The sequence below is a fragment of the Kutzneria viridogrisea DSM 43870 genome, assembly GCF_000525635.1.
GTDB classification, from domain to species: domain Bacteria; phylum Actinomycetota; class Actinomycetes; order Mycobacteriales; family Pseudonocardiaceae; genus Kutzneria; species Kutzneria viridogrisea.
The window spans coordinates 3,410,254-3,428,285 of the sequence record NZ_CP007155.1 but is presented as its reverse complement, the minus strand read 5'-3'; the positions used below and the strand labels follow the sequence as shown (position 1 = coordinate 3,428,285).

General features: G+C 71.2%; 16 protein-coding genes and 1 pseudogene. 11 read left to right on the top strand and 6 right to left on the bottom strand.

Annotated features, from left to right (window positions below; genetic code table 11):
- The first annotated feature begins 25 nt into the window (after positions 1 to 25).
- Together malQ and KALB_RS15415 are read left to right on the top strand one after the other, a co-directional pair.
- Positions 26 to 1,954 (top strand): 4-alpha-glucanotransferase, encoded by a 1,929-nt coding sequence (gene malQ, locus KALB_RS15420; protein WP_025356609.1) that lies wholly within the window; start codon positions 26 to 28, stop codon positions 1,952 to 1,954.
- Positions 1,955 to 2,020: 66 nt separating this feature from the next.
- Positions 2,021 to 3,205 carry an IS30 family transposase gene (locus KALB_RS15415; protein WP_030111998.1) on the top strand — a complete coding sequence of 395 codons (1,185 nt, stop codon included), beginning with the start codon at positions 2,021 to 2,023 and terminating at the stop codon, positions 3,203 to 3,205.
- A 48-nt stretch (positions 3,206 to 3,253) separates the two neighbouring features.
- On the opposite strand, the gene KALB_RS15410 is transcribed toward KALB_RS15415, so the two are convergent.
- Complete coding sequence (locus KALB_RS15410; RefSeq protein WP_025356608.1) at positions 3,254 to 4,756, bottom strand: LCP family protein; 1,503 nt, start codon at positions 4,754 to 4,756, stop codon at positions 3,254 to 3,256.
- A gap of 146 nt (positions 4,757 to 4,902) precedes the next feature.
- On the opposite strand from KALB_RS15410, the gene KALB_RS15405 reads away from it, so the two are divergent.
- Genes KALB_RS15405 through KALB_RS15390 form a run of 4 tightly spaced genes read left to right on the top strand, consistent with a single transcriptional unit; the run spans position 4,903 to position 8,899 of the window.
- Positions 4,903 to 6,027 (top strand): Gfo/Idh/MocA family protein, encoded by a 1,125-nt coding sequence (locus KALB_RS15405; protein ID WP_411931170.1) that lies wholly within the window; start codon positions 4,903 to 4,905, stop codon positions 6,025 to 6,027.
- The gene (locus KALB_RS15400) at positions 6,024 to 7,031 is read left to right on the top strand and encodes a DUF993 family protein (protein WP_025356606.1); all 1,008 of its coding nucleotides are present in this window, start codon (positions 6,024 to 6,026) and stop codon (positions 7,029 to 7,031) included. The genes KALB_RS15405 and KALB_RS15400 overlap by 4 nt, the downstream gene beginning before the upstream one ends.
- Entirely contained in the window at positions 7,028 to 7,876 is an 849-nt protein-coding gene (locus KALB_RS15395) for a sugar phosphate isomerase/epimerase family protein (protein ID WP_025356605.1), read from the top strand. The genes KALB_RS15400 and KALB_RS15395 overlap by 4 nt, the downstream gene beginning before the upstream one ends.
- A gap of 3 nt (positions 7,877 to 7,879) precedes the next feature.
- Positions 7,880 to 8,899 carry a LacI family DNA-binding transcriptional regulator gene (locus tag KALB_RS15390; protein ID WP_025356604.1) on the top strand — a complete coding sequence of 340 codons (1,020 nt, stop codon included), beginning with the start codon at positions 7,880 to 7,882 and terminating at the stop codon, positions 8,897 to 8,899.
- Positions 8,900 to 9,025: 126 nt separating this feature from the next.
- Here the strand turns inward: KALB_RS15390 and KALB_RS15385 are convergent, their stop codons facing one another.
- The 4 genes from KALB_RS15385 to KALB_RS15370 form a co-directional block, all read right to left on the bottom strand.
- Complete coding sequence (locus tag KALB_RS15385; RefSeq protein ID WP_025356603.1) at positions 9,026 to 10,171, bottom strand: low temperature requirement protein A; 1,146 nt, start codon at positions 10,169 to 10,171, stop codon at positions 9,026 to 9,028.
- A 64-nt stretch (positions 10,172 to 10,235) separates the two neighbouring features.
- Positions 10,236 to 10,532 (bottom strand): hypothetical protein, encoded by a 297-nt coding sequence (locus KALB_RS15380; RefSeq protein ID WP_025356602.1) that lies wholly within the window; start codon positions 10,530 to 10,532, stop codon positions 10,236 to 10,238.
- Positions 10,529 to 11,680, bottom strand: a complete 1,152-nt coding sequence (locus KALB_RS15375; RefSeq protein ID WP_025356601.1) for an acyl-CoA dehydrogenase family protein — start codon at positions 11,678 to 11,680, stop codon at positions 10,529 to 10,531. The genes KALB_RS15380 and KALB_RS15375 overlap by 4 nt, the downstream gene beginning before the upstream one ends.
- 13 nt (positions 11,681 to 11,693) lie before the next feature.
- On the bottom strand, positions 11,694 to 12,098 hold the full coding sequence (locus KALB_RS15370; protein ID WP_025356600.1) for a DUF4259 domain-containing protein: 405 nt from the start codon (positions 12,096 to 12,098) through the stop codon (positions 11,694 to 11,696).
- 29 nt (positions 12,099 to 12,127) lie between these two features.
- Between KALB_RS15370 and KALB_RS45340 the strand changes: the two are divergent.
- Positions 12,128 to 13,156: pseudogene (locus KALB_RS45340) on the top strand (AraC family transcriptional regulator); the annotation flags it as partial.
- 11 nt (positions 13,157 to 13,167) lie between these two features.
- On the opposite strand, the gene KALB_RS49180 reads toward KALB_RS45340, so the two are convergent.
- Complete coding sequence (locus KALB_RS49180; protein ID WP_025356597.1) at positions 13,168 to 14,502, bottom strand: MFS transporter; 1,335 nt, start codon at positions 14,500 to 14,502, stop codon at positions 13,168 to 13,170.
- Between the two features lie 399 nt (positions 14,503 to 14,901).
- On the opposite strand from KALB_RS49180, the gene ectA reads away from it, so the two are divergent.
- From ectA to thpD, 4 genes are read left to right on the top strand one after another with little or no spacing between them, the layout of a single operon-like run.
- Positions 14,902 to 15,444: a diaminobutyrate acetyltransferase gene (gene ectA, locus KALB_RS15350; RefSeq protein ID WP_042220360.1), complete on the top strand. Its 543-nt coding sequence runs from the start codon at positions 14,902 to 14,904 to the stop codon at positions 15,442 to 15,444.
- A 10-nt stretch (positions 15,445 to 15,454) separates the two neighbouring features.
- Positions 15,455 to 16,690: a diaminobutyrate--2-oxoglutarate transaminase gene (ectB, locus tag KALB_RS15345; protein ID WP_025356595.1), complete on the top strand. Its 1,236-nt coding sequence runs from the start codon at positions 15,455 to 15,457 to the stop codon at positions 16,688 to 16,690.
- Between the two features lie 14 nt (positions 16,691 to 16,704).
- Entirely contained in the window at positions 16,705 to 17,103 is a 399-nt protein-coding gene (locus KALB_RS15340; protein ID WP_025356594.1) for an ectoine synthase, read from the top strand.
- 13 nt (positions 17,104 to 17,116) lie between these two features.
- The gene (thpD, locus tag KALB_RS15335; protein WP_025356593.1) at positions 17,117 to 18,007 is read left to right on the top strand and encodes an ectoine hydroxylase; all 891 of its coding nucleotides are present in this window, start codon (positions 17,117 to 17,119) and stop codon (positions 18,005 to 18,007) included.
- The last annotated feature ends 25 nt before the right edge of the window (positions 18,008 to 18,032 follow it).

Sequence of the window (18,032 nt, the reverse complement as noted above, 5' to 3'; positions counted from 1 at the left end):
GCCCGATCACTGCCAAGGTGGACACATGGATGATCTGTTGGTCGAACTGGCCGCCGCGCACGGGGTCGCGACCTGGTACGAGGGCAGCCAACGGCGCAGGGTGGAGGTGGATGCCGAGGTCGTGGTGGCCGTGCTGGCCCAACTCGGAGTGACGGCCGACACACCGGAACAGGTTCGCGCCGAACTGGCGCGGGTGCGGGCCGAGGCCGCGGGCGAGGCGCTGCCGCCGACCGTCGTGCTGCGCGCGGGCGACACCCGCGCGCTGCCCGGCGACGGCCAGGTCCGCACCGAGGACGGTCAACTGTTGACAGTTGGCAGCGAGCTGCCCGCGGACCTGCCGCTGGGCTGGCACACCCTGCACGTCGGCGAGCAGACCGCCACGCTGGTGGTGGCGCCCGCGAAGCTGCCCGAGCCGCCGCGGGCGTGGGGCTGGATGGTGCAGCTCTACGCACTGCACTCCGCGCGCTCCTGGGGTGTCGGTGACCTGGCCGACCTGCGCGAGCTCGTCGGCTGGGCGGGCGGCACCGGGGCGGGTGTGGTGCTGCTCAACCCGCTGCACGCCGTGGCGCCGGTGCACCCGATCCAGCCCTCCCCGTACTCCCCGTCCAGCAGGCGGTTCACCAACCCGATCTACCTGCGGGTGGACGAGGTGCCGGAGTACGCGCTGGCCGATGAGTCCACGCGGGCCCGGGTCGACGCGCTGGCGGTGAGCCCGGACTGGGCGCGGATCGACTACGACGCGGTGTGGCGCGCGAAGATAGGCGCGCTGGAACTGCTCTGGCCGTACGCGGAGAAGTCCACTGAGGACAGTGACTTCGCGGTGTACTCGGCGCTGGCGGAACGGCACGGCGCCGACTGGCGCGACTGGCCGGAACCCTTGCGGCACCCCGAAAACCCCGCCGTCGCGGCGGCCAGGACCGAGCTGGCGGACCGGATCGCGTTCCACGGCTGGCTGCAACGGCTGTGCGACCGCCAACTGGCACAGGCGCAGCAGGCCGCCCGCGACAGCGGCATGGCCGTGGGCATCGTGCACGACCTGCCGGTGGGCGTGGACCCGGGCGGGGCCGACGCGTGGGCCCTGCAGGACGTGCTGGCCACCGGCGTCACCGTGGGCGCCCCGCCGGACGCGTTCAACCAGCAGGGCCAGAACTGGTCGCTGCCGCCGTGGCACCCGCGCGAGCTCGCCCGCGCCGGGTACCGGCCGTACCGGGACCTGGTCCGCGCGGTGTTCCGGCACTCCGACGGCATGCGCATCGACCACATCGCGGGGTTGTGGCGGCTGTGGTGGATCCCGCCGGGCGGGGACGCGCGCCGCGGCACGTACGTGCACTACGACGCCGAGGCCATGCTCGGCATCCTCGCGCTGGAGGCGCACCGCGCGGGCGCCGTGGTCGTCGGTGAGGACCTGGGCACGGTGGAGCCGGTGGTCACGCGGAGCCTGCACGAGCGGAACATGCTGTCCTCGGCGGTGTTGTGGTTCGAGCGGGACGTGGACGCGCCCGGCGAGCCGTTGCTGGAGCCGCAGCGGTGGCCGGAGTTGGCGACCGCCAGCGTGTCCACCCACGACCTGCCCACCGCGGCCGGGTTCCTGCGCGGGGAGCACGTGCGGGTCCGCGCCGAACTCGGTGTGCTGGCCGGGGACGTCGAGTCCGAACAGGACAACGCCGCCCGCGAACGCGAGGAGTTGCTCGCGCTGATGCGCCGTGCGGGCGTGCTCACCGAGGACGCCAGCGAGCAGGACACGATCGTGGCCATGCACGCCCTGCTGGCCCGCACCCCGTGCCGGTTCGTGCTCGCCTCGCCCTACGACGTGATCGGCGAGCCCCGCCAGCCCAACCTGCCCGGCACCGTGTCGGAGTACCCCAACTGGAAGATCCCGTTCCCGGTGCACCTGGCCGAGTTCACCGCCGACCCGCGCGTCCGGCGCGCGATCGAGGCCCTGCGGGCGCCCTGAATGTCATGAAAGTGCCTTGGGTTCAGGGGGTGGTTGCAACACCGCTTGTGATCGAGTGGAGTTGTGATGACTGGACGGGCCCAGCTACCCCGCGCTGTGCGGGTGAGGTTTTGGGAGGTGGTCCGGGCTGGTCATGCGGTCCGGCCCGCGTCGGGGATGGTCGGGGTCAGTCATGAGACCGGGCGGCGGTGGTTCCGGCAGGCTGGCGGGGTGATCGGTAACGCGCCCCGCCCACTGTCGAACCGGTTCCTGTCGTTGGTCGAGCGGGAGGCGATCTCCCGCGGGATCGCCGCGGGTGACTCGTTCGCCCGGATCGCGGCGGGTCTGGGGCGTCCGGCCTGCACGGTCAGTCGTGAGGTCGGCCGTAACGGTGGGCGGCGGGGGTATCGGGCGGTGGCCGCGGAGCGGGCCGCGAGGGCGCGGGCCCGGCGGCCCAAGGTCGCGCGGCTGGCCTCCGACCCGGTCCTGCGGGGCTGGGTCCAGGCCGGGCTGGAGCGGGGTTGGTCACCGGAGCAGGTCGCTGCCACGCTGGAGACGACCTTTCCCGACCGGCCGGAGATGCGGGTGTCGCACGAGACGATCTACCAGTCGATCTACGTCCAGGGCCGGGGCGCGTTGCGCCGTGAGCTGGCGGCGTGTCTGCGGACCGGGCGGGCGCTACGCCGCCCCCGCCGGGCCAGCGGTGCGCCCGTCTCGGGGGCGGGCCGGATCCCGGGCATGGTCAGTATCTCCGAACGTCCCGCCGAGGCCGCCGACCGGGCGGTGCCCGGGCATTGGGAGGGTGACCTGATCCTGGGGCGGGGTAACAGGTCCGCGATCGGGACCCTGGTCGAGCGTTCCACCCGGTACTGCCTGCTGCTGCACCTGCCCGACGGGCATGACGCGGCGCGGGTGCGGGACCGGATGATCGAGACCATCCGGTCCCTGCCCACGCACCTGTGGCGGTCGTTGACCTGGGACCAGGGCAAGGAGATGGCCCGGCATGCCGAGATCAGTCTGGCCACCGACCTGGCGATCTACTTCTGTGACCCGCACTCACCCTGGCAACGTGGCTCGAATGAGAACACCAACGGGCTGCTGCGCCAGTACTTCCCCAAGGGCACCGACCTGTCCGCGCACTCCGCGGAGGACCTCGCACGCGTCGCGGTCCTGCTCAACGGCAGGCCCCGCAAGACCCTGGGCTGGATCACCCCCGCCGAAGCACTCCAGCGGGTACTGTCCGGCAAACCCCCCATTGCAACCACCACATGAACCCACCTGCCGTATGAGACATCTGATGTCTCATACGGCACTTTCGAGTCACTTCACGCAGGGCACGTCCCCGCCCTGCATGGCCTCCATGGGCCCGCTGGGCGCGGTGGCCGGCGCGGGTGCGGCAGCGGCGGCGGGGCGCGAGGTGGTCGGCGCGGCGCTGGTGGTCGGGGTCAGCACGGCGGGCAGGGTGAAGTCGGTGCCCGCAACCACCCGAACGTGGTTGGCGGTGGTGTCGGGGTCGAGTTCGGCGCTCAGGCCCAGCAGGTCGGCCACCGCCCTGGCGGCCTCGTCGGCGCCCTTGCCGTAGTACAGCGCGGACTCGCCGAGCTGGTGCGGGTGGGTGTGGGTGCTGCCCTTGGTCATTCCCTTGCCCACCAACCCGTTCTGCACCTGCCCGGCGACGCCCTCGATGCCCGCGGCGTTGACCACGTCGACGATCGCGGGCGGCAGGGTGGTCGGTGCGGGCTTGCGGTCACCGATCAGCTCGCGCACCGTGGCGCGGACCAGCGCGAGGTCCACCAGGTTGACGTCCTCGCCGTTGATCCGGCCGAACCCCTTGATGGGCAGGGTGGTGAAGGTGATGCCGCCACCGGTCAGCCCCTGCGAGCGCTGCACGAAGTCCATCAGGTCCAGGCCCTCGTCGATGACGATGTTCTTCTTGGCGGCCTGCACGAGCCCGGCGAGCTTGCCGGGGTCGGCGAAGGTGCCCGCGCTCTTGAGCTGGTGCGAGGCGGAGGCGAGGAACGCCTGCTGACGGCGTTCCCGGTCCAGGTCGGTGAAGTTCAGCTCGGGGTGCACGTAGTCCCGCCGCTGCCGCACGAAGGCCAGCGCCTGGCCCGCGTCGAGCTGCTGCTGCCCCTTGACGAACCTCGCGCCGGAGTAGCTGTCCTGGGTGGGGCCCTGCAGGCACACGGTGATCGAGCCCAGCGCCTGGGCCAGGTCGTAGAAGCCGACCAGGGTGACCTCGACGAAGTGGTCGATCGGGATGCCGCCGAGGAAGGCTCGCACGCTGTCCACCGTCTGCTTGCGACCGGCCTCCCTGCCTTGGGCCTCAAGGGTTTTCCGGTCGGTGACGCCCTGGGCCGCCAACTGCTGCTCGCGGGCGTACTTGGCCAGCCCGTAGCCCTGCTTGATCTTGCCCTTGGCGTGGCCCGCCGGGCTGCCCGGCAGGGCGACGTAGTCGTCGCGCGGCACGGAGACCAGCGTGGCCCTGCTGCCGTCCTCGGGCACGTGCAGCACCATCAGCACGTTGGTGTTGTAGCCGCCGTTGGAGCTGTCCCCCGCGTGCAACTGGTCGTAGACGGCCTGCGGCAGCGGGTTGCCGTTCTGGTCCAGCCTGCTGTCCAAGCCCATGATCAGGATGTTGGTCGCACCGTCGGTGGACCGGGGTGTGCCGGAGCCCAGCGCCTGTGAGCGGGTCAGCCCCTCGGTGAACTCGGCGTAGTAGACCCACGCGTAGCCGGTGGCACCGAACACCAACAGTGCGGTGACGCCGAGTGCGACCTTGCCGACCAGCCAGGCCCAGCGCCCGGTACTCCCTTGTTCCACCAGGCAGACGGTACCGCTGGGCCAATGTGGGGCTTGATCGGGATCGTTGTTGACAGCTTCTCGCGCCACTTCTAGCGTAAATCGGCAGAAAGGCTTTTCTACACCCCCTGGGAGAGGCCGTGACACGCAGGACCGTGGGCATCGCCATGAACGGCGTCACCGGCCGGATGGGACACCGCCAGCACCTGCTCCGCTCCGTTCTCGCGCTGCGCGAGCAGGGCGGCATCCCGTTGGGAGACGGCACGGCGGTCCTGCCCGAACCCGTGCTGGTCGGTCGGTCGGAGCACAAACTGCGCCACCTGGCCGAGCAGCACGGCATCGCGCGCTGGACCACCCGGCTGGACGAGGCCCTGAACGAGCCCGACGTGCAGGTGTACTTCGACGCGCAGGTGACCCCCGCCCGCTACGACGCCGTGGTCGCCGCGATCAAGGCGGGCAAGCACGTCTACTGCGAGAAGCCCACCGCGAACAGCCTGCCCGAGGCGCTGGAACTGGCCAGGATGGCCGCCGAGCGGGGCGTGAAGACCGGCGTGGTGCAGGACAAGCTGTTCCTGCCGGGGCTGCGCAAGCTCAAGCGGCTGCTGGACGGTGGCTTCTTCGGCCGGGTGCTCTCGGTGCGCGGGGAGTTCGGCTACTGGGTGTTCGAGGGCGACTGGCAGCCCGCGCAGCGCCCGTCCTGGAACTACCGGGCGCAGGACGGCGGCGGCATCGTGCTGGACATGTTCTGCCACTGGCAGTACGTGCTGCGCGAGCTGTTCGGTCCGATCAGGACGGTGCAGGCGGTGACGGCCACGCACATCCCCGAGCGGGTGGACGAGCAGGGCCGCACCTACCCCGCCACCGCCGACGACGCCGCGTACGGGATCTTCGAACTGGACGGCGGGGTCGTCGCGCAGATCAACTCCTCCTGGGCAACCCGGGTGAACCGGGACGAGCTGGTGGAGTTCCAGGTGGACGGCACCGAGGGCAGCGCCGTCGCCGGGCTGCGGCGCTGCCGGGTGCAACACCGCTCCGTGACGCCGAAACCGGTGTGGGACCCGGACGTTCCCTCCACTGTGGACTTTCGCGCGCAGTGGCAGGAGGTGCCCGACAACCACGAGTTCGACAACGGGTTCAAGCACCAGTGGGAGCTGTTCCTGCGGCACGTCGTGCTGGACGAGCCCTGGCACTGGGACCTGCTCGCCGGGGCCCGCGGTGTGCAACTGGCCGAGCTGGGGCTGCGCTCGGCCGCCGAGGGCCGTCGGCTGGCGGTCCCGGAGCTGCGGCTGTGAACCGGGTCGTGTTCGCCGCGGCCCACGTGGCCGCGCACTCGCACACCGCCGTGGACTGGGAGAACACGTTGCGGTTCCGGCACTACCTGTGGTCGCTGGGGCTCGGCGTCGCGGAGGCGATGGACACCGCGCAGCGCGGCATGGGCCTGGACTGGGTGGGTGCCGCCGAGCTGATCCACCGCAGCGCCAAGGAAGCCGCCTCGGTGGGCGGGCGCATCGCGTGCGGGGTCGGCACCGACCAGCTCCACGCCGCCGACTCGGTGCAGACCGTGCTCGACGCGTACCGCGAGCAGCTCGACGTGGTGGAAGACGTTGGCGCGCAACCGGTCCTGATGGCCAGCAGGCAGCTCGCCGGGCTGGCCGCCCGCGCCGAGGACTACCACCACGTGTACGGCACGCTGCTGGGCCAGGTCAGCAGGCCCGCGATCCTGCACTGGCTCGGGCCGATGTTCGACCCCGCGCTGAGCGGCTACTGGGGCAGCACCGACCTGGACGCGGCGACCGCGGTGTTCCTGGACGTGGTGCGGGCCAACGCCGATCGCGTGGACGGGGTGAAGATCTCGCTGCTGGACGCGGACCGCGAGGTGGCGCTGCGGCGTGCCCTGCCGGCGGGCGTGCGCTGCTACACCGGTGACGACTTCCACTACCCGGAGCTGATCGCGGGCGACGAGCACGGGTACAGCGACGCGCTGCTCGGCGTGTTCGACCCGCTGGCGGCCGTGGCGGCCAGGGCGCTGACCGCGAGCAGCGCCGCGGAGTTCCGACAGGTCCTGGACCCGACCGTGGAGCTGGCCCGGCACGTGTTCGAGGCGCCGACCCGGTACTACAAGACCGGGGTGGTGTTCCTGGCCTGGCTGGCCGGGCACCAGGACCGCTTCGTGTTGCTGGAAGGCCTGGAGCGGGCCCGCACCCGCGAGCACCTGTTGCGCTGCCACGAACTGGCCGAGCAACTGGACCTGTTCGACGACCCGGACCTGGCCGCGGCGCGGGCGCGGACGCTGTGAACCGGCTCAGCGTCAACCAGCAGACGATCCGCCAGTGGTCGTTGGCGGAACTGGTTGCCGGCTGTTCGGACGCCGGAGTGGCCAATGTGGGTCTGTGGCGCGAACCCGTCACCGAGCACGGCCTGGCGAGGACCGCGAGGCTCGTGCGGTCGGCGGGCCTGTCGGTGACGAGCCTGTGCCGGGGCGGCTTCTTCACCGCCGCCGAGCCGGCCGCGCGGACCGCCGCGCTGGCGGACAACCGGGCCGCGATCGAGCAGGCCGCCGAGCTGGGCGCCCCGGTGCTGGTGCTGGTCAGCGGTGGTCTGGCGGACCGCCCGCACGACCTGGCCGGGGCACGACTGCGGGTGGCCGAGGCGCTGGCCGAGCTCGGGCCGTACGCGGGCGAGCGGGGCGTGCGGCTGGCGGTCGAGCCGCTGCACCCGATGTTCTGCTCGGACCGCTGCGTGGTGAACACCCTGCGGCAGGCCCGCGAACTGGTCGCGCCGCTGCCCGCCGAGCAGGTCGGCGTCGTGGTGGACACCTACCACTGCTGGTGGGACCCCCAGGTGTACGAGGAGATCGCCCTGCTGGGCGCGGCGGGCCGCATCGCGCTGTTCCAGGCCGCGGACTGGGTGACCCCGCTGCCCGAGGGCGTGCTGGTGGGGCGCGGGCAACTCGGCGACGGGCACGTGCCGCTGCGCGAGCTGCTGGCCGCGACCGACGCGGCGGGCTACCGCGGCCCGGTCGAGGTGGAGATCTTCAGCGAGGACCTGTGGCGCCGCCCGGGGGGTGAGGTTCTCCGCGAGCTGCTCGGCCGATACCGTGACCACCTGCTGGAAAGGCCGGAAAGGGATGGAACGGGGTAGTCGATGCCGGTGACGCTGGTCGAGGTAGCCGCACGGGCCGGGGTGTCGCCCGCGACGGTGTCCCGCGTGCTCAACGGCAACTATCCGGTGGCCGAGGCCACCCGGCAGCGCGTGGAGCAGGCGGTCCGCGAGCTGGACTACGTTGTCAACGCGCACGCCCGCGCCCTGTTGCACTCCACGAGCGGCATCGTGGGCGTGGTGCTCAACGACGCGGCCGACCCGTTCTTCGCGGGCATCGCGCGCGGCATCCAGACCGCGGCCGCGGGCACCCGGCGGCTGTCGATCATCTGCAACTCCGAGGGTGAGCCCAGCCAGGAGTTCGCCTTCCTCGACCTGCTGCGCGGGCACCGGGCCGATGCCGTGGTGCTGGTCGGCGCGGCCCCGGAGGACGAGGAGTTCCGCACCGAGTCCGCCGCGCGCGCCAAGGGCCTGCAGACCAACGGCACGCGGCTGGTGCTGTGCGGTCGGCCCGCGCCCAGTCCGTCCGCACCCGGTGACGTGGTCGCCATCGACAACGAGGGCGGGGCGCGGGCGATCACCCAGCACCTGCTCGACCTGGGCCACCGGGAGATCGCCTACCTGACCGGTCCCGCGGGCCGGACCACGACCACCGCGCGGTTCGTCGGGTTCCGCACCGCGCTGGAGCAGGCCGGGGTGCCGCTGGACCAGGGCCTGGTGCTCGGCGGGGACTTCAGCCGCCGGTCCGGGCAGCTGGCCGTGCAGAACCTGCTCGCCGCGGGCAAGCGGTTCACCGCCGTGGCCGCCGCCAACGACCTGATGGCCGCCGGTGCGGTCAGCGCCCTGCGCGAGGCCGGGCTGCGGGTGCCGCAGGACGTGTCGGTGGTCGGCTACGACGACCTGCCCACCGCCGTGGACGTGTGGCCCGCGCTGACCACCGTGCACGTGCCGCTGGAGGAGATCGGGCGGCTCGCCGTGGAGCTGGCCTTCGGCGGTTCGGGCATGCAGACCACCGTCACCGCCCCGACCCACCTCGTCGTGCGCGACTCCACCGCCGCGCGCTGACCCCTCAGCGAGTCCCGGCCGTCACGCACACCGCCGTGCGCCAAAACGGGACTCGTGTGCGCCAGCGCGGGAATCGCGCGCGGGAGAGCGGGACTCGTGCAACTCAGAGCGGGACTCGGCGTGGGGTCAGCGGCCCAGGGCGCTGCTGGCGGCCACCAGCGCGGCGAGCACCAGGCCGGTCGCGGGCACGGCCCAGCCGGTGAACGGGGTGAGCAGCACCAGTGGCACGGCCACCAGGTAGGCGGCGTTCATCAGCGGGGTCGAACAGGGCCGCACGTGCAGGGCCCACACCCCGGCCAGGTAGACCGCCACCGGCAGGGCGACGACCATGCCCGCGGCGAAACCGGACAGGTGCGCCTCGTGGGTCTGGTAGGCCAGGGCCACCTCGATGCCCGCGCCAACGGCCGCGGCCGAACCGAAGACGACCAGGTGGCTGTAGCCCCAGATGATCGAGGTGCGCAGGGTCGTCAGCAGGTGGTGGGCGGGCCGCTCGAAGTAGATCCACCACATCGAGAACACGATCAGCAGTCCGCCACCGGCCAGCACCAGCACCTCGGGCCCACCGTGCCCGGAGGCCAGCGCGGACTGGGTCGCGGTGGTCGCCGCGAGCACCGACTCACCCAGCACGATCAGGGTGAACAGCCCGTAGCGCTCGGCGATGTGGTGCGGGTGCCAGGTGGTCGGCGCGGCCCGCTCGGCCCAGATCGGCACCGACACCTCGGCGATGGCGAACACCACGAAGGCCACCGGCACCCAGCTCACGGGCAGCACCAGCCACAGCACCCACAGGAGCTGCACGGCCACGATGCCCCCGGCGTAGCGCAGCGCGCACCGCCTGCGCGGACCGTCGGCCCGTGCCGCGCGCAGCCACTGGCTGACCATCGCCAGCCGCATCACCAGGTAGCCGACCACCGCGATGCCGAAGTCGCCCTCGTCGAAGGCGCGCGGCACGCCCGCGGCGAAGATCAGCACACCGGCGATCTGCACCAGGGTGGTCAGCCGGTACACCCCGTCGTCGGTGTCGTAGGCCGAGGCGAACCAGGTGAAGTTCATCCACGCCCACCAGATGGCGAAGAACACCATGGCGTAGCGCAGCAGGGCCAGCCCGAAGTGCGCCTCGGCCAGCATGTGGTGCAGGCTGGACGCGGCCAGCGAGACGGCGACCACGAAGCACAGGTCGAAGAACAACTCCAACGGGGTCGCGACCCGGTGCTGCTCGTCCATGGACCGCGCGGACATGGGCCGGTACCAGGGCCTGGCGAAGCTCTTCACGCAGGCACCCTAGCCAAGCACCGGTCCCCCGGCCCGGTCGCCGCTCACCCGTGCGGGGGAAGTCCTACTCGATCTCCCGTGCGATGCGCCGGTCGATCTCCGCCTCGTCCGGGCACGGGTTGCCGTCCACCGGGCAGCGCAGCTCGGGGCCGCTCAACCAGTCGGGGCGCATGGCCGCGGCCTCCTCCATGCACATCGCGCAGACCTCCCGCGCGGCCGGGTTGATCTCCAGCCCCTCCTCGCCGCAGAACGTCCTGCGCCAGGACACGTCGCGGCAGCACACCAGGTGCGTGATCTCCTCGGGCCGGGCGACAAGCCGGAACCCCGCCTCAGTCCGCTGTTCCTGCCTGGTCTCGTTCACAGTCCTCCCCGGGCCACCAGCTGGCGGGCGATCACCGAGCGCTGGATCTCGTTGGTGCCCTCACCGACGATCATCAGCGGGGCGTCGCGGAAGTAGCGCTCCACATCGAACTCGGTGGAGTAGCCGTGTCCGCCGTGCACCCGGATCGCGTCCAGCGCGATCTGCACCGCGGCCTCGGAGGCGAACAGCTTGGCCATGCCCGCCTCCAGGTCGGCGCGCCGCCCGCTGTCGTAGGTCCGGGCGGCGTGCAGCACCAACTGGCGCGCCGCGGTCAGCTTGGTCGCCATGTCGGCGAGCAGGTTGCCCACCGACTGGTGCTGCCAGATCGGCTTGCCGAAGCTCTCCCGCTGCTGGGCGTAGCGCAGGGCGTCCTCGAAGGCGGCCCGCCCGACGCCGACCGCCCGCGCGGCCACCTGGATGCGGCCGATCTCCAGCCCGGACATCATCTGCGCGAACCCCGCGCCCTCCCGGTCGCCGAGCAGGGCCTCGGCGGGCACCCGGCAGTCGGTGAAGGACAGCTCGCAGCTCTCCACACCCCGGTAGCCCAGCCTGGGCAGGTCACGGGACACGGTCAGCCCCGGGCCGTGCTCCACCAGCAGCACGCTGATCCCGGTGTGCGCGGGCTCGGCGCGCGGGTCGGTGCGGCACAGCAGCGCGATCAGCCCCGCGCGGCGCGCGTTGGTGATCCAGGTCTTCGTGCCGTTGACCAGGTAGCCCCGCTCGTCCCGGACCGCCGTGGTGCGCAGCGCCTGGAGGTCCGAGCCGCCGTCGGGCTCGGTCAGCGCCATGGCGGCCCGCAGCTCGCCGGTGGCCATCCGGGGCAGGTAGCGCTCCCGTTGCCGCTCGGTGCCGAACCGGCCGATGAGTGTGGCCACCACGGTGTGCCCGCCCATGGCACCGGCCAGGCTCATCCAGCCGCGGGCCAGTTCCTCGGTGACCAGCGCGAAGCAGGGCGCCGACACCGGCACGCCGCCGTAGCGCTCCGCGATGGCCAGCCCGTACACCCCGAGCTGCTTCATGCGCTCGATCAGCGCCTCGGGGTAGCTGTCCGCGTGCTCCAACTCCCTGGCCACCGGCTGGACCTCGCGCCGCACGAAGTCCGCCACCGTGTCCAGGACCGCCTGCTCCTCGGTGCCGAGTTCGTGCACCGACGGCCCCCCTTCAGTTGTCGGCCAGCACCTTCACCAACCGCCGCACCCCCTCCCGCCAGTGTGCCCCCTGCTCCCCCTCCGACCACAGCTCCGCCAGCTCGGACTCGGCGGCCAGCACCCGCCGCAGGGCCCGCACCGCCAGCGGGCGCAGGTCCACCGGCAGGTCGGGCAGCGGCTCCTTGGGCCCGTAGATCGGGTCGGCCGGGTCACCCTGCGGGCACTGCGCGGCCACCAGCGCCGCGGCCGCCACCGCCCGCGCACCCTCGTCCCCGTCCAGGTGCTCCCGCTCCCCCGCCGCCGAGGACAGCGTCTCGCGCACGGCCTCGACCCGGTCGTCGGGGCCCAGCTCGTCCAGGTCCCCGCTGAAGTCGGCCGCCGCGTCGTTGTCGAACGCCCCGGTGTCCCACGCGCCCACTCGTGCTCCTTCCACCACGTGTCGACATCATGGCAGCGGGCACCGACAAGATCACCCGCACGCGGCGGGCGTCACCGCGACGGCCGACCCTCGTTCTCCCCAGTGGAGCCGAGATGGTCGATCACCTCATCCCCGCGCCCTACGTCGGCGCGATCACCAGGGGCGCGGTGCACGGCGGGCTGGAACTGGGGCCGCTGCTGCGCCGCGCGGGCGTGCCCGCCGACCCCGAGTCGGGGTTGAGCGCCGCTCAGTTCAGTGAGCTGGTGCTGGAACTGCGGCGGGTCACCGGCGACGAGTTCCTCGGCCTGCTGCCCGCGCGCGGCGCACCCGGCGCGTTCGGGCGGATGTGCGTGCAGGCGCTGCGCGAACAGGACCTCGGCCGGGCACTGCACCGGGCCTTCGCCCGTACCGAGGTCTTCCCCACCAGGGCGGTGCAGTGCGTGAGCGGGGACCATGCCGCCTCGGTGTCGATCCGGGCGGGCACGGTGCCGGACCCCGGCAACTTCGTAGCCGGGATCGTGCTGCTCGTCTGGCACCGCACCGCGTGCTGGGCGGTGGACCGGTACATCCCGTTGCGGCGCATCACCTTCCCTGGTGAGGCACCGCCGGGCAGCGGGGCGCTGTTCGGCTGCCCGGTGACGACCGGCCCCGAGGCGAGCGCCCAGTTCCCCGCGCACTACCTGCGCTGCCCGGTCCGCCGCGGCGGCACCGACCTGCGCGCGTTCCTGCACAGGGCGCCGCTGGTCTTCCTGGACCGGCCCGACCTCGGCGGCGCGATCAGCGCCCGGGTGCGGCACGCCCTGGCCCGTGGACTGCGCCGGGGCGTGCCGAGCCTGGAACAGGTGGCCACGCGGCTGGCGATGAGCGTGGCCACCCTGCGCCGCAGGCTGAGCGAGGACGGCGTGTCCTTCCGCGCGCTGCGTGAGGAGGTGCTGCGCGAGGAGGCCGTGGCCAGCCTGCGCGAGGGTCGCGAGCCGGTGCACGAACTGGCGCGGCGGCTGGGCTTCTCCGAGAGCAGCGCGTTCCGGCGTGCGTTCAAGCGCTGGACGGGGCTGTCCCCAGGCCAGGCTCAGACCTTGGCCGGGGCCAGTTCCTCGTTGTCCACACTGGGGATCTCCCTGCCGCGCAGCGAGGCCCCGTTGGTCTCCGGCACGAACCACAGCGCCACCGCGCCGACCACGCAGGCGCCCATCATGTAGTAGGCGGGCACCAGGCTGTCCCCGGTGGCACCGATCAGGCCCTGGTTGACGGCCGGGGCGGTGCCACCGAACAGCGAGGTGGACACGTTGTAGGCGATGGCGAAACCGGCGTAGCGCACGTGGGCCGGGAACATCGCCGGGAACATGGCCGAGATCGTGCTCAGCTGGGGGATGTAGAGCAGGCCAAGCAGCGCGAAGGCGATGATGGCCTGCGGATAGCCCTGGGCCATCAGCTTGTAGAGCGGGATCGCCAGCACGAACAGCCCGATGATGGACACCCACCACAGCGGCTTGCGGCCGACGCGGTCGGACAGGGAGCCGGAGAACGGCAGCAGCACCATCATGACCAACTGCCCGATGATGACCAGCTTGAGCGAATCCCCCGAGGACAGACCGAGTTCCGACTCCACATAGGTCGGCATGTAGGCCAGCAGCGTGTAGTTGGCCACGTTGAGCGTGACGACCAGGGCCATCAGCAGCACCAGCGGGCGCCAGTAGCTGAACAGGTCGCGGAACTGCGTACCGGTCTGCTCCTCCACCTGACCGGACTTGGACAGCTCGCGGAAGACCGGGGTGTCCTTGAGCTTGCTGCGCAGGTAGAGACCGACCAGTCCGAGCGGTGCCGCCACCAGGAACGGCAGGCGCCAACCCCAGGACTGCATCGCCTCGGTGCCCAGGACCGTCTCGGCGACCAGCACCAGCAGGGCACCGGAGGTCAGGCCGGCGAGCGTGCCGAACTCCAGGAAGCTGCCGCACAGCCCGCGCTTGCGATCGGGGGCGTACTCGGCCATGAACGTGGCCGCGCCGCCGTACTCCCCGCCGGTGGAGAAGCCCTGGACCATGCGCAGCAGGACGAGCCCGATCGGGGCGAGGATGCCCAGCGTGCCGTAGCCGGGCAGCAGTCCGACGCAGAACGTGGACGCGGCCATCAGCAGGATGGTCAGGGCGAGCACCTTCTGCCGTCCGGCGCGATCGCCCAGCGGTCCCCAGACCAGGCCGCCCAGCGGCCGGATCAGGAAGGAGGCCGCGAACACCAGCAGACTGCCCAAAGTGGACGCAGTCGGATCAGCACTGGGGAAGAACGCCTTGCCGATGTAGACGGCGGTGTAGGCGTAGACGCCGTAGTCGAACCACTCGGTGGCGTTGCCGATCGCGGAGGCCGCGATCGCGCGACGCAACGTGCGGCGTTCTTGTTGGCTGGACATCAGGGCTTTCCCTCACACTCGGCTGACCGGGCCGCCCCGATGCAGGCGAATCTCCCCCGTCAGGTCACAGAACTCTCCACTGTCCACAGTGGACTTACAAACTCCTCACACCCCCTCGGTTCGGGAGTTGCCAGAGCTTCACCCGTTTACACCAGATGTGACGGGGCTCACACTCTCAGCGGTAACGGGGCGCCTCGGCCCCGCGCGCGCCCGGCCCCGCGCCGCCGCGCGCGCCAGGGTTCCCACAGGTCAGTGCGGATATTTCCACCGATTCGCGCGCCCGCCGTTATCGAATAAACCAGAAAAGCTCAACTTCTCGTGAGCGATACCACACCCGGCGTCAAGACCGCGTCGGGAGCGACTGTCGACCCAGGGGCCGACCTGCTACGTTTCGGCAGCATGCTCGACATCCGGACGAAACACGTCGGTGGCATTCCAAACCCCGCCGGGACGGCGGTGATCGACCGACCCGAACTGAGCGACGGGCGCCTGTTGTGGCGGATCGCACGCGATTCTCAAGTACTCGACGTTAATTCACCCTACGCCTATCTGCTGTGGACCCGCGATTTCGCGGACACCACCGTGGTGGCCAGGGTCGGCACCGAGGTCGTGGGATTCGTCTCGGGCTACCTGCGCCCGGACGCTCCGGACACGCTGGTGGTCTGGCAGGTGGCCGTGGACTCCGCCCACCGGGGGCGCGGCCTGGCCCGCCAGATGCTGGATGAGCTGGTCACACGGGTGCGGCCGAAGGGAGCTCGATTCCTGGAGACGACGATCACGGCTGACAACGACGCCTCGAACCGGTTGTTCTCGGCATTCGCCCGTGCGCAGGGCGCGCACCACGCGCGCAGCACGCTCTTCACCTCCGACCTGTTTCCCGACGGTCACGACGCGGAGGAACTGCACCGCATCGGACCGTGGCCCGCCACCACAACCCAGTAGGGAACTGACCATGACCGTCTTCGAGACGCTGGAATCCGAAGTCCGCAGCTACTGCCGGTCGTGGCCGGTGGTTTTCGACAAGGCCGTCGGGAGCTGGCTGTACGACGAGAAGCAGAAACCGTACCTCGATTTCTTCGCGGGTGCGGGAGCGCTCAACTACGGGCACAACAACCCGTTGCTCAAGCAGCCACTGATCGACTACCTGTCCAGTGACCGCGTGGTGCACTCCCTGGACATGAGCACCGCCGCCAAGGGCGCCTTCCTGGAGACCTTCGCCGAGTTGGTGCTCAATCCACGCGAACTGGACTACAAGGTGCAGTTCCCCGGACCGACCGGCACCAACTCGGTGGAGTCTGCGCTCAAGCTGGCCCGCAAGATCACCGGTCGCGAGTCGGTGGTCAACTTCACCAACGCCTTCCACGGCATGACCCTGGGCGCGCTCTCGGTCAGCGGGGACTCGATGAAGCGCGGCGGCGCGGGCATTCCACTGGTGCACGCCACCCCGATGCCCTACGACAACTACTTCGACCGCCAGTACCCGGACTTCCTGTACTTCGAGCGCCTGCTCGAGGACGGCGGCAGCGGGCTGAACAAGCCCGCCGCGGTGATCGTGGAGACGGTGCAGGGCGAGGGCGGCATCAACGTGGCCCGGTTCGAGTGGCTGAAGGGCCTGGCCGAACTGTGCCGCAAGCACGAGATCCTGCTGATCGTGGACGACGTGCAGATGGGCTGCGGCCGCACCGGCCCGTTCTTCAGCTTCGAGCCCGCGGGCATCACCCCGGACATCGTGTGCCTGTCCAAGTCCATCGGCGGCTACGGTCTGCCCATGGCGCTCACGCTGTTGCGCCCGCACCTGGACGTGTGGAACCCCGGCGAGCACAACGGCACCTTCCGCGGCAACAACCCCGCCTTCGTCACCGCCAAGGCGGCCCTGGACAACTACTGGGCCGACGACGCGCTGGAGAAGGGCGTGCTGGCCAAGGGCGAGCAGATCGGCCGCGCCCTCCAGGAGATCACCGAGGTGGTGCCGGGCACCACCGCCAAGGGGCGTGGCCTGGCGCGCGGTCTGTCCTTTGCGGACAGCAAGCGGGCCGGTGCAGTGGCACGCGCCGCCTTCCACCGCGGCCTGCTGGTGGAGACCTCCGGCCCGGACAACGAGGTGGTCAAGCTCATGCCACCGCTGACCATCCGCGAGGAAGACCTGGCCCACGGGCTGCAACTGTTCGCCGACGCCGTGCGCGCCTGAGAGAGGACCTGACCATGATCGTGCGCTCCCTGGACGAGATCGACGGCACCGAGCGCGACGTCGTCACACCCAACTGGCGCAGCAAGCGCATCATCCTGGCCGGTGACGGTGTGGGCTTCTCGGTGCACGAGACCCTGCTCAAAGCGGGCACCGTCAACGACTTCTGGTACGCCAACCACGTCGAGGCGGTGTTCTGCGTCGAGGGCGAGGGCGAGCTGACCGACAAGGAGACGGGCCAGACCTACCAGCTGCGGCCCGGAACCCTGTACCTGCTCAACGGCCACGAGCGGCACCAGGTGCGCCCGAGGACCGACATCCGCACGGTGTGCGTGTTCAACCCGCCGGTCACCGGCCGCGAGGTGCACGACGAGAACGGCGTGTACCCGCTGATCGCAGAAGTCACCGGCAAGTGAGGAGTGGCAGCAGATGACCATCGCGGTTGAGGACCGCTACCCGACCCGCACCGCGGCACCGACCGCGCCGATTCCCCGCGCCGAGCCCGCGGTCTGGTCCGGATCGCCGCGCGGGCCGATCGACGACACGACGCTGGACTCCTACGACGCCAAGGGATTCCTCACCGTCGACCAACTGCTCGGCCCCAAGGAGGTGGCCGCCTTCCAGTCGGAGCTGGCCCGGCTGCGCTCCGACGAGTCCGTGCGGGCCGACGAGCGGACCGTGGTGGAGAAGCAGTCCCAGGACGTGCGCTCGATCTTCGACGTGCACCGCATCAGCGGGCTCATCGCGGAGCTGGCCGCCGACCCGCGCGTGCTGGACCGGGCCAGGCAGATCCTCGGGTCGGAGGTGTACGTACACCAGAGCCGGGTGAACTTCATGCCCGGCTTCACCGGCAAGGGCTTCTACTGGCACTCCGACTTCGAGACCTGGCACGCCGAGGACGGCATGCCGCTGATGCGCGCGGTGAGCATCTCCATCGCGCTGACCGACAACTACCCGTTCAACGGCGGGCTGATGCTGATGCCCGGGGCGCACCGCACCTTCGTACCCTGCACCGGGGCAACGCCGAGCGACCACTACAAGGAGTCGCTCAAGGAGCAGGAGATCGGCGTGCCCGCACAGGCCGCGCTGACCGATCTGGCCACCAGGCACGGCATCGAGCAGTTCACCGGCGAGGCCGGCTCGGCGCTGATGTTCGACAGCAACAGCATGCACGGCTCGGGCAGCAACATCACCCCGTTCCCGCGGTCGAACATCTTCATGGTGTTCAACAGCGTGGACAACGCGCTGACCGACCCGTTCGCCGCGGACAGCCCCCGCCCGGAGTTCATTGCCAGCAGGGACTTCACCCCGCTGGGCTGAACGCCCCGGCCGCAGTCAACTGTGA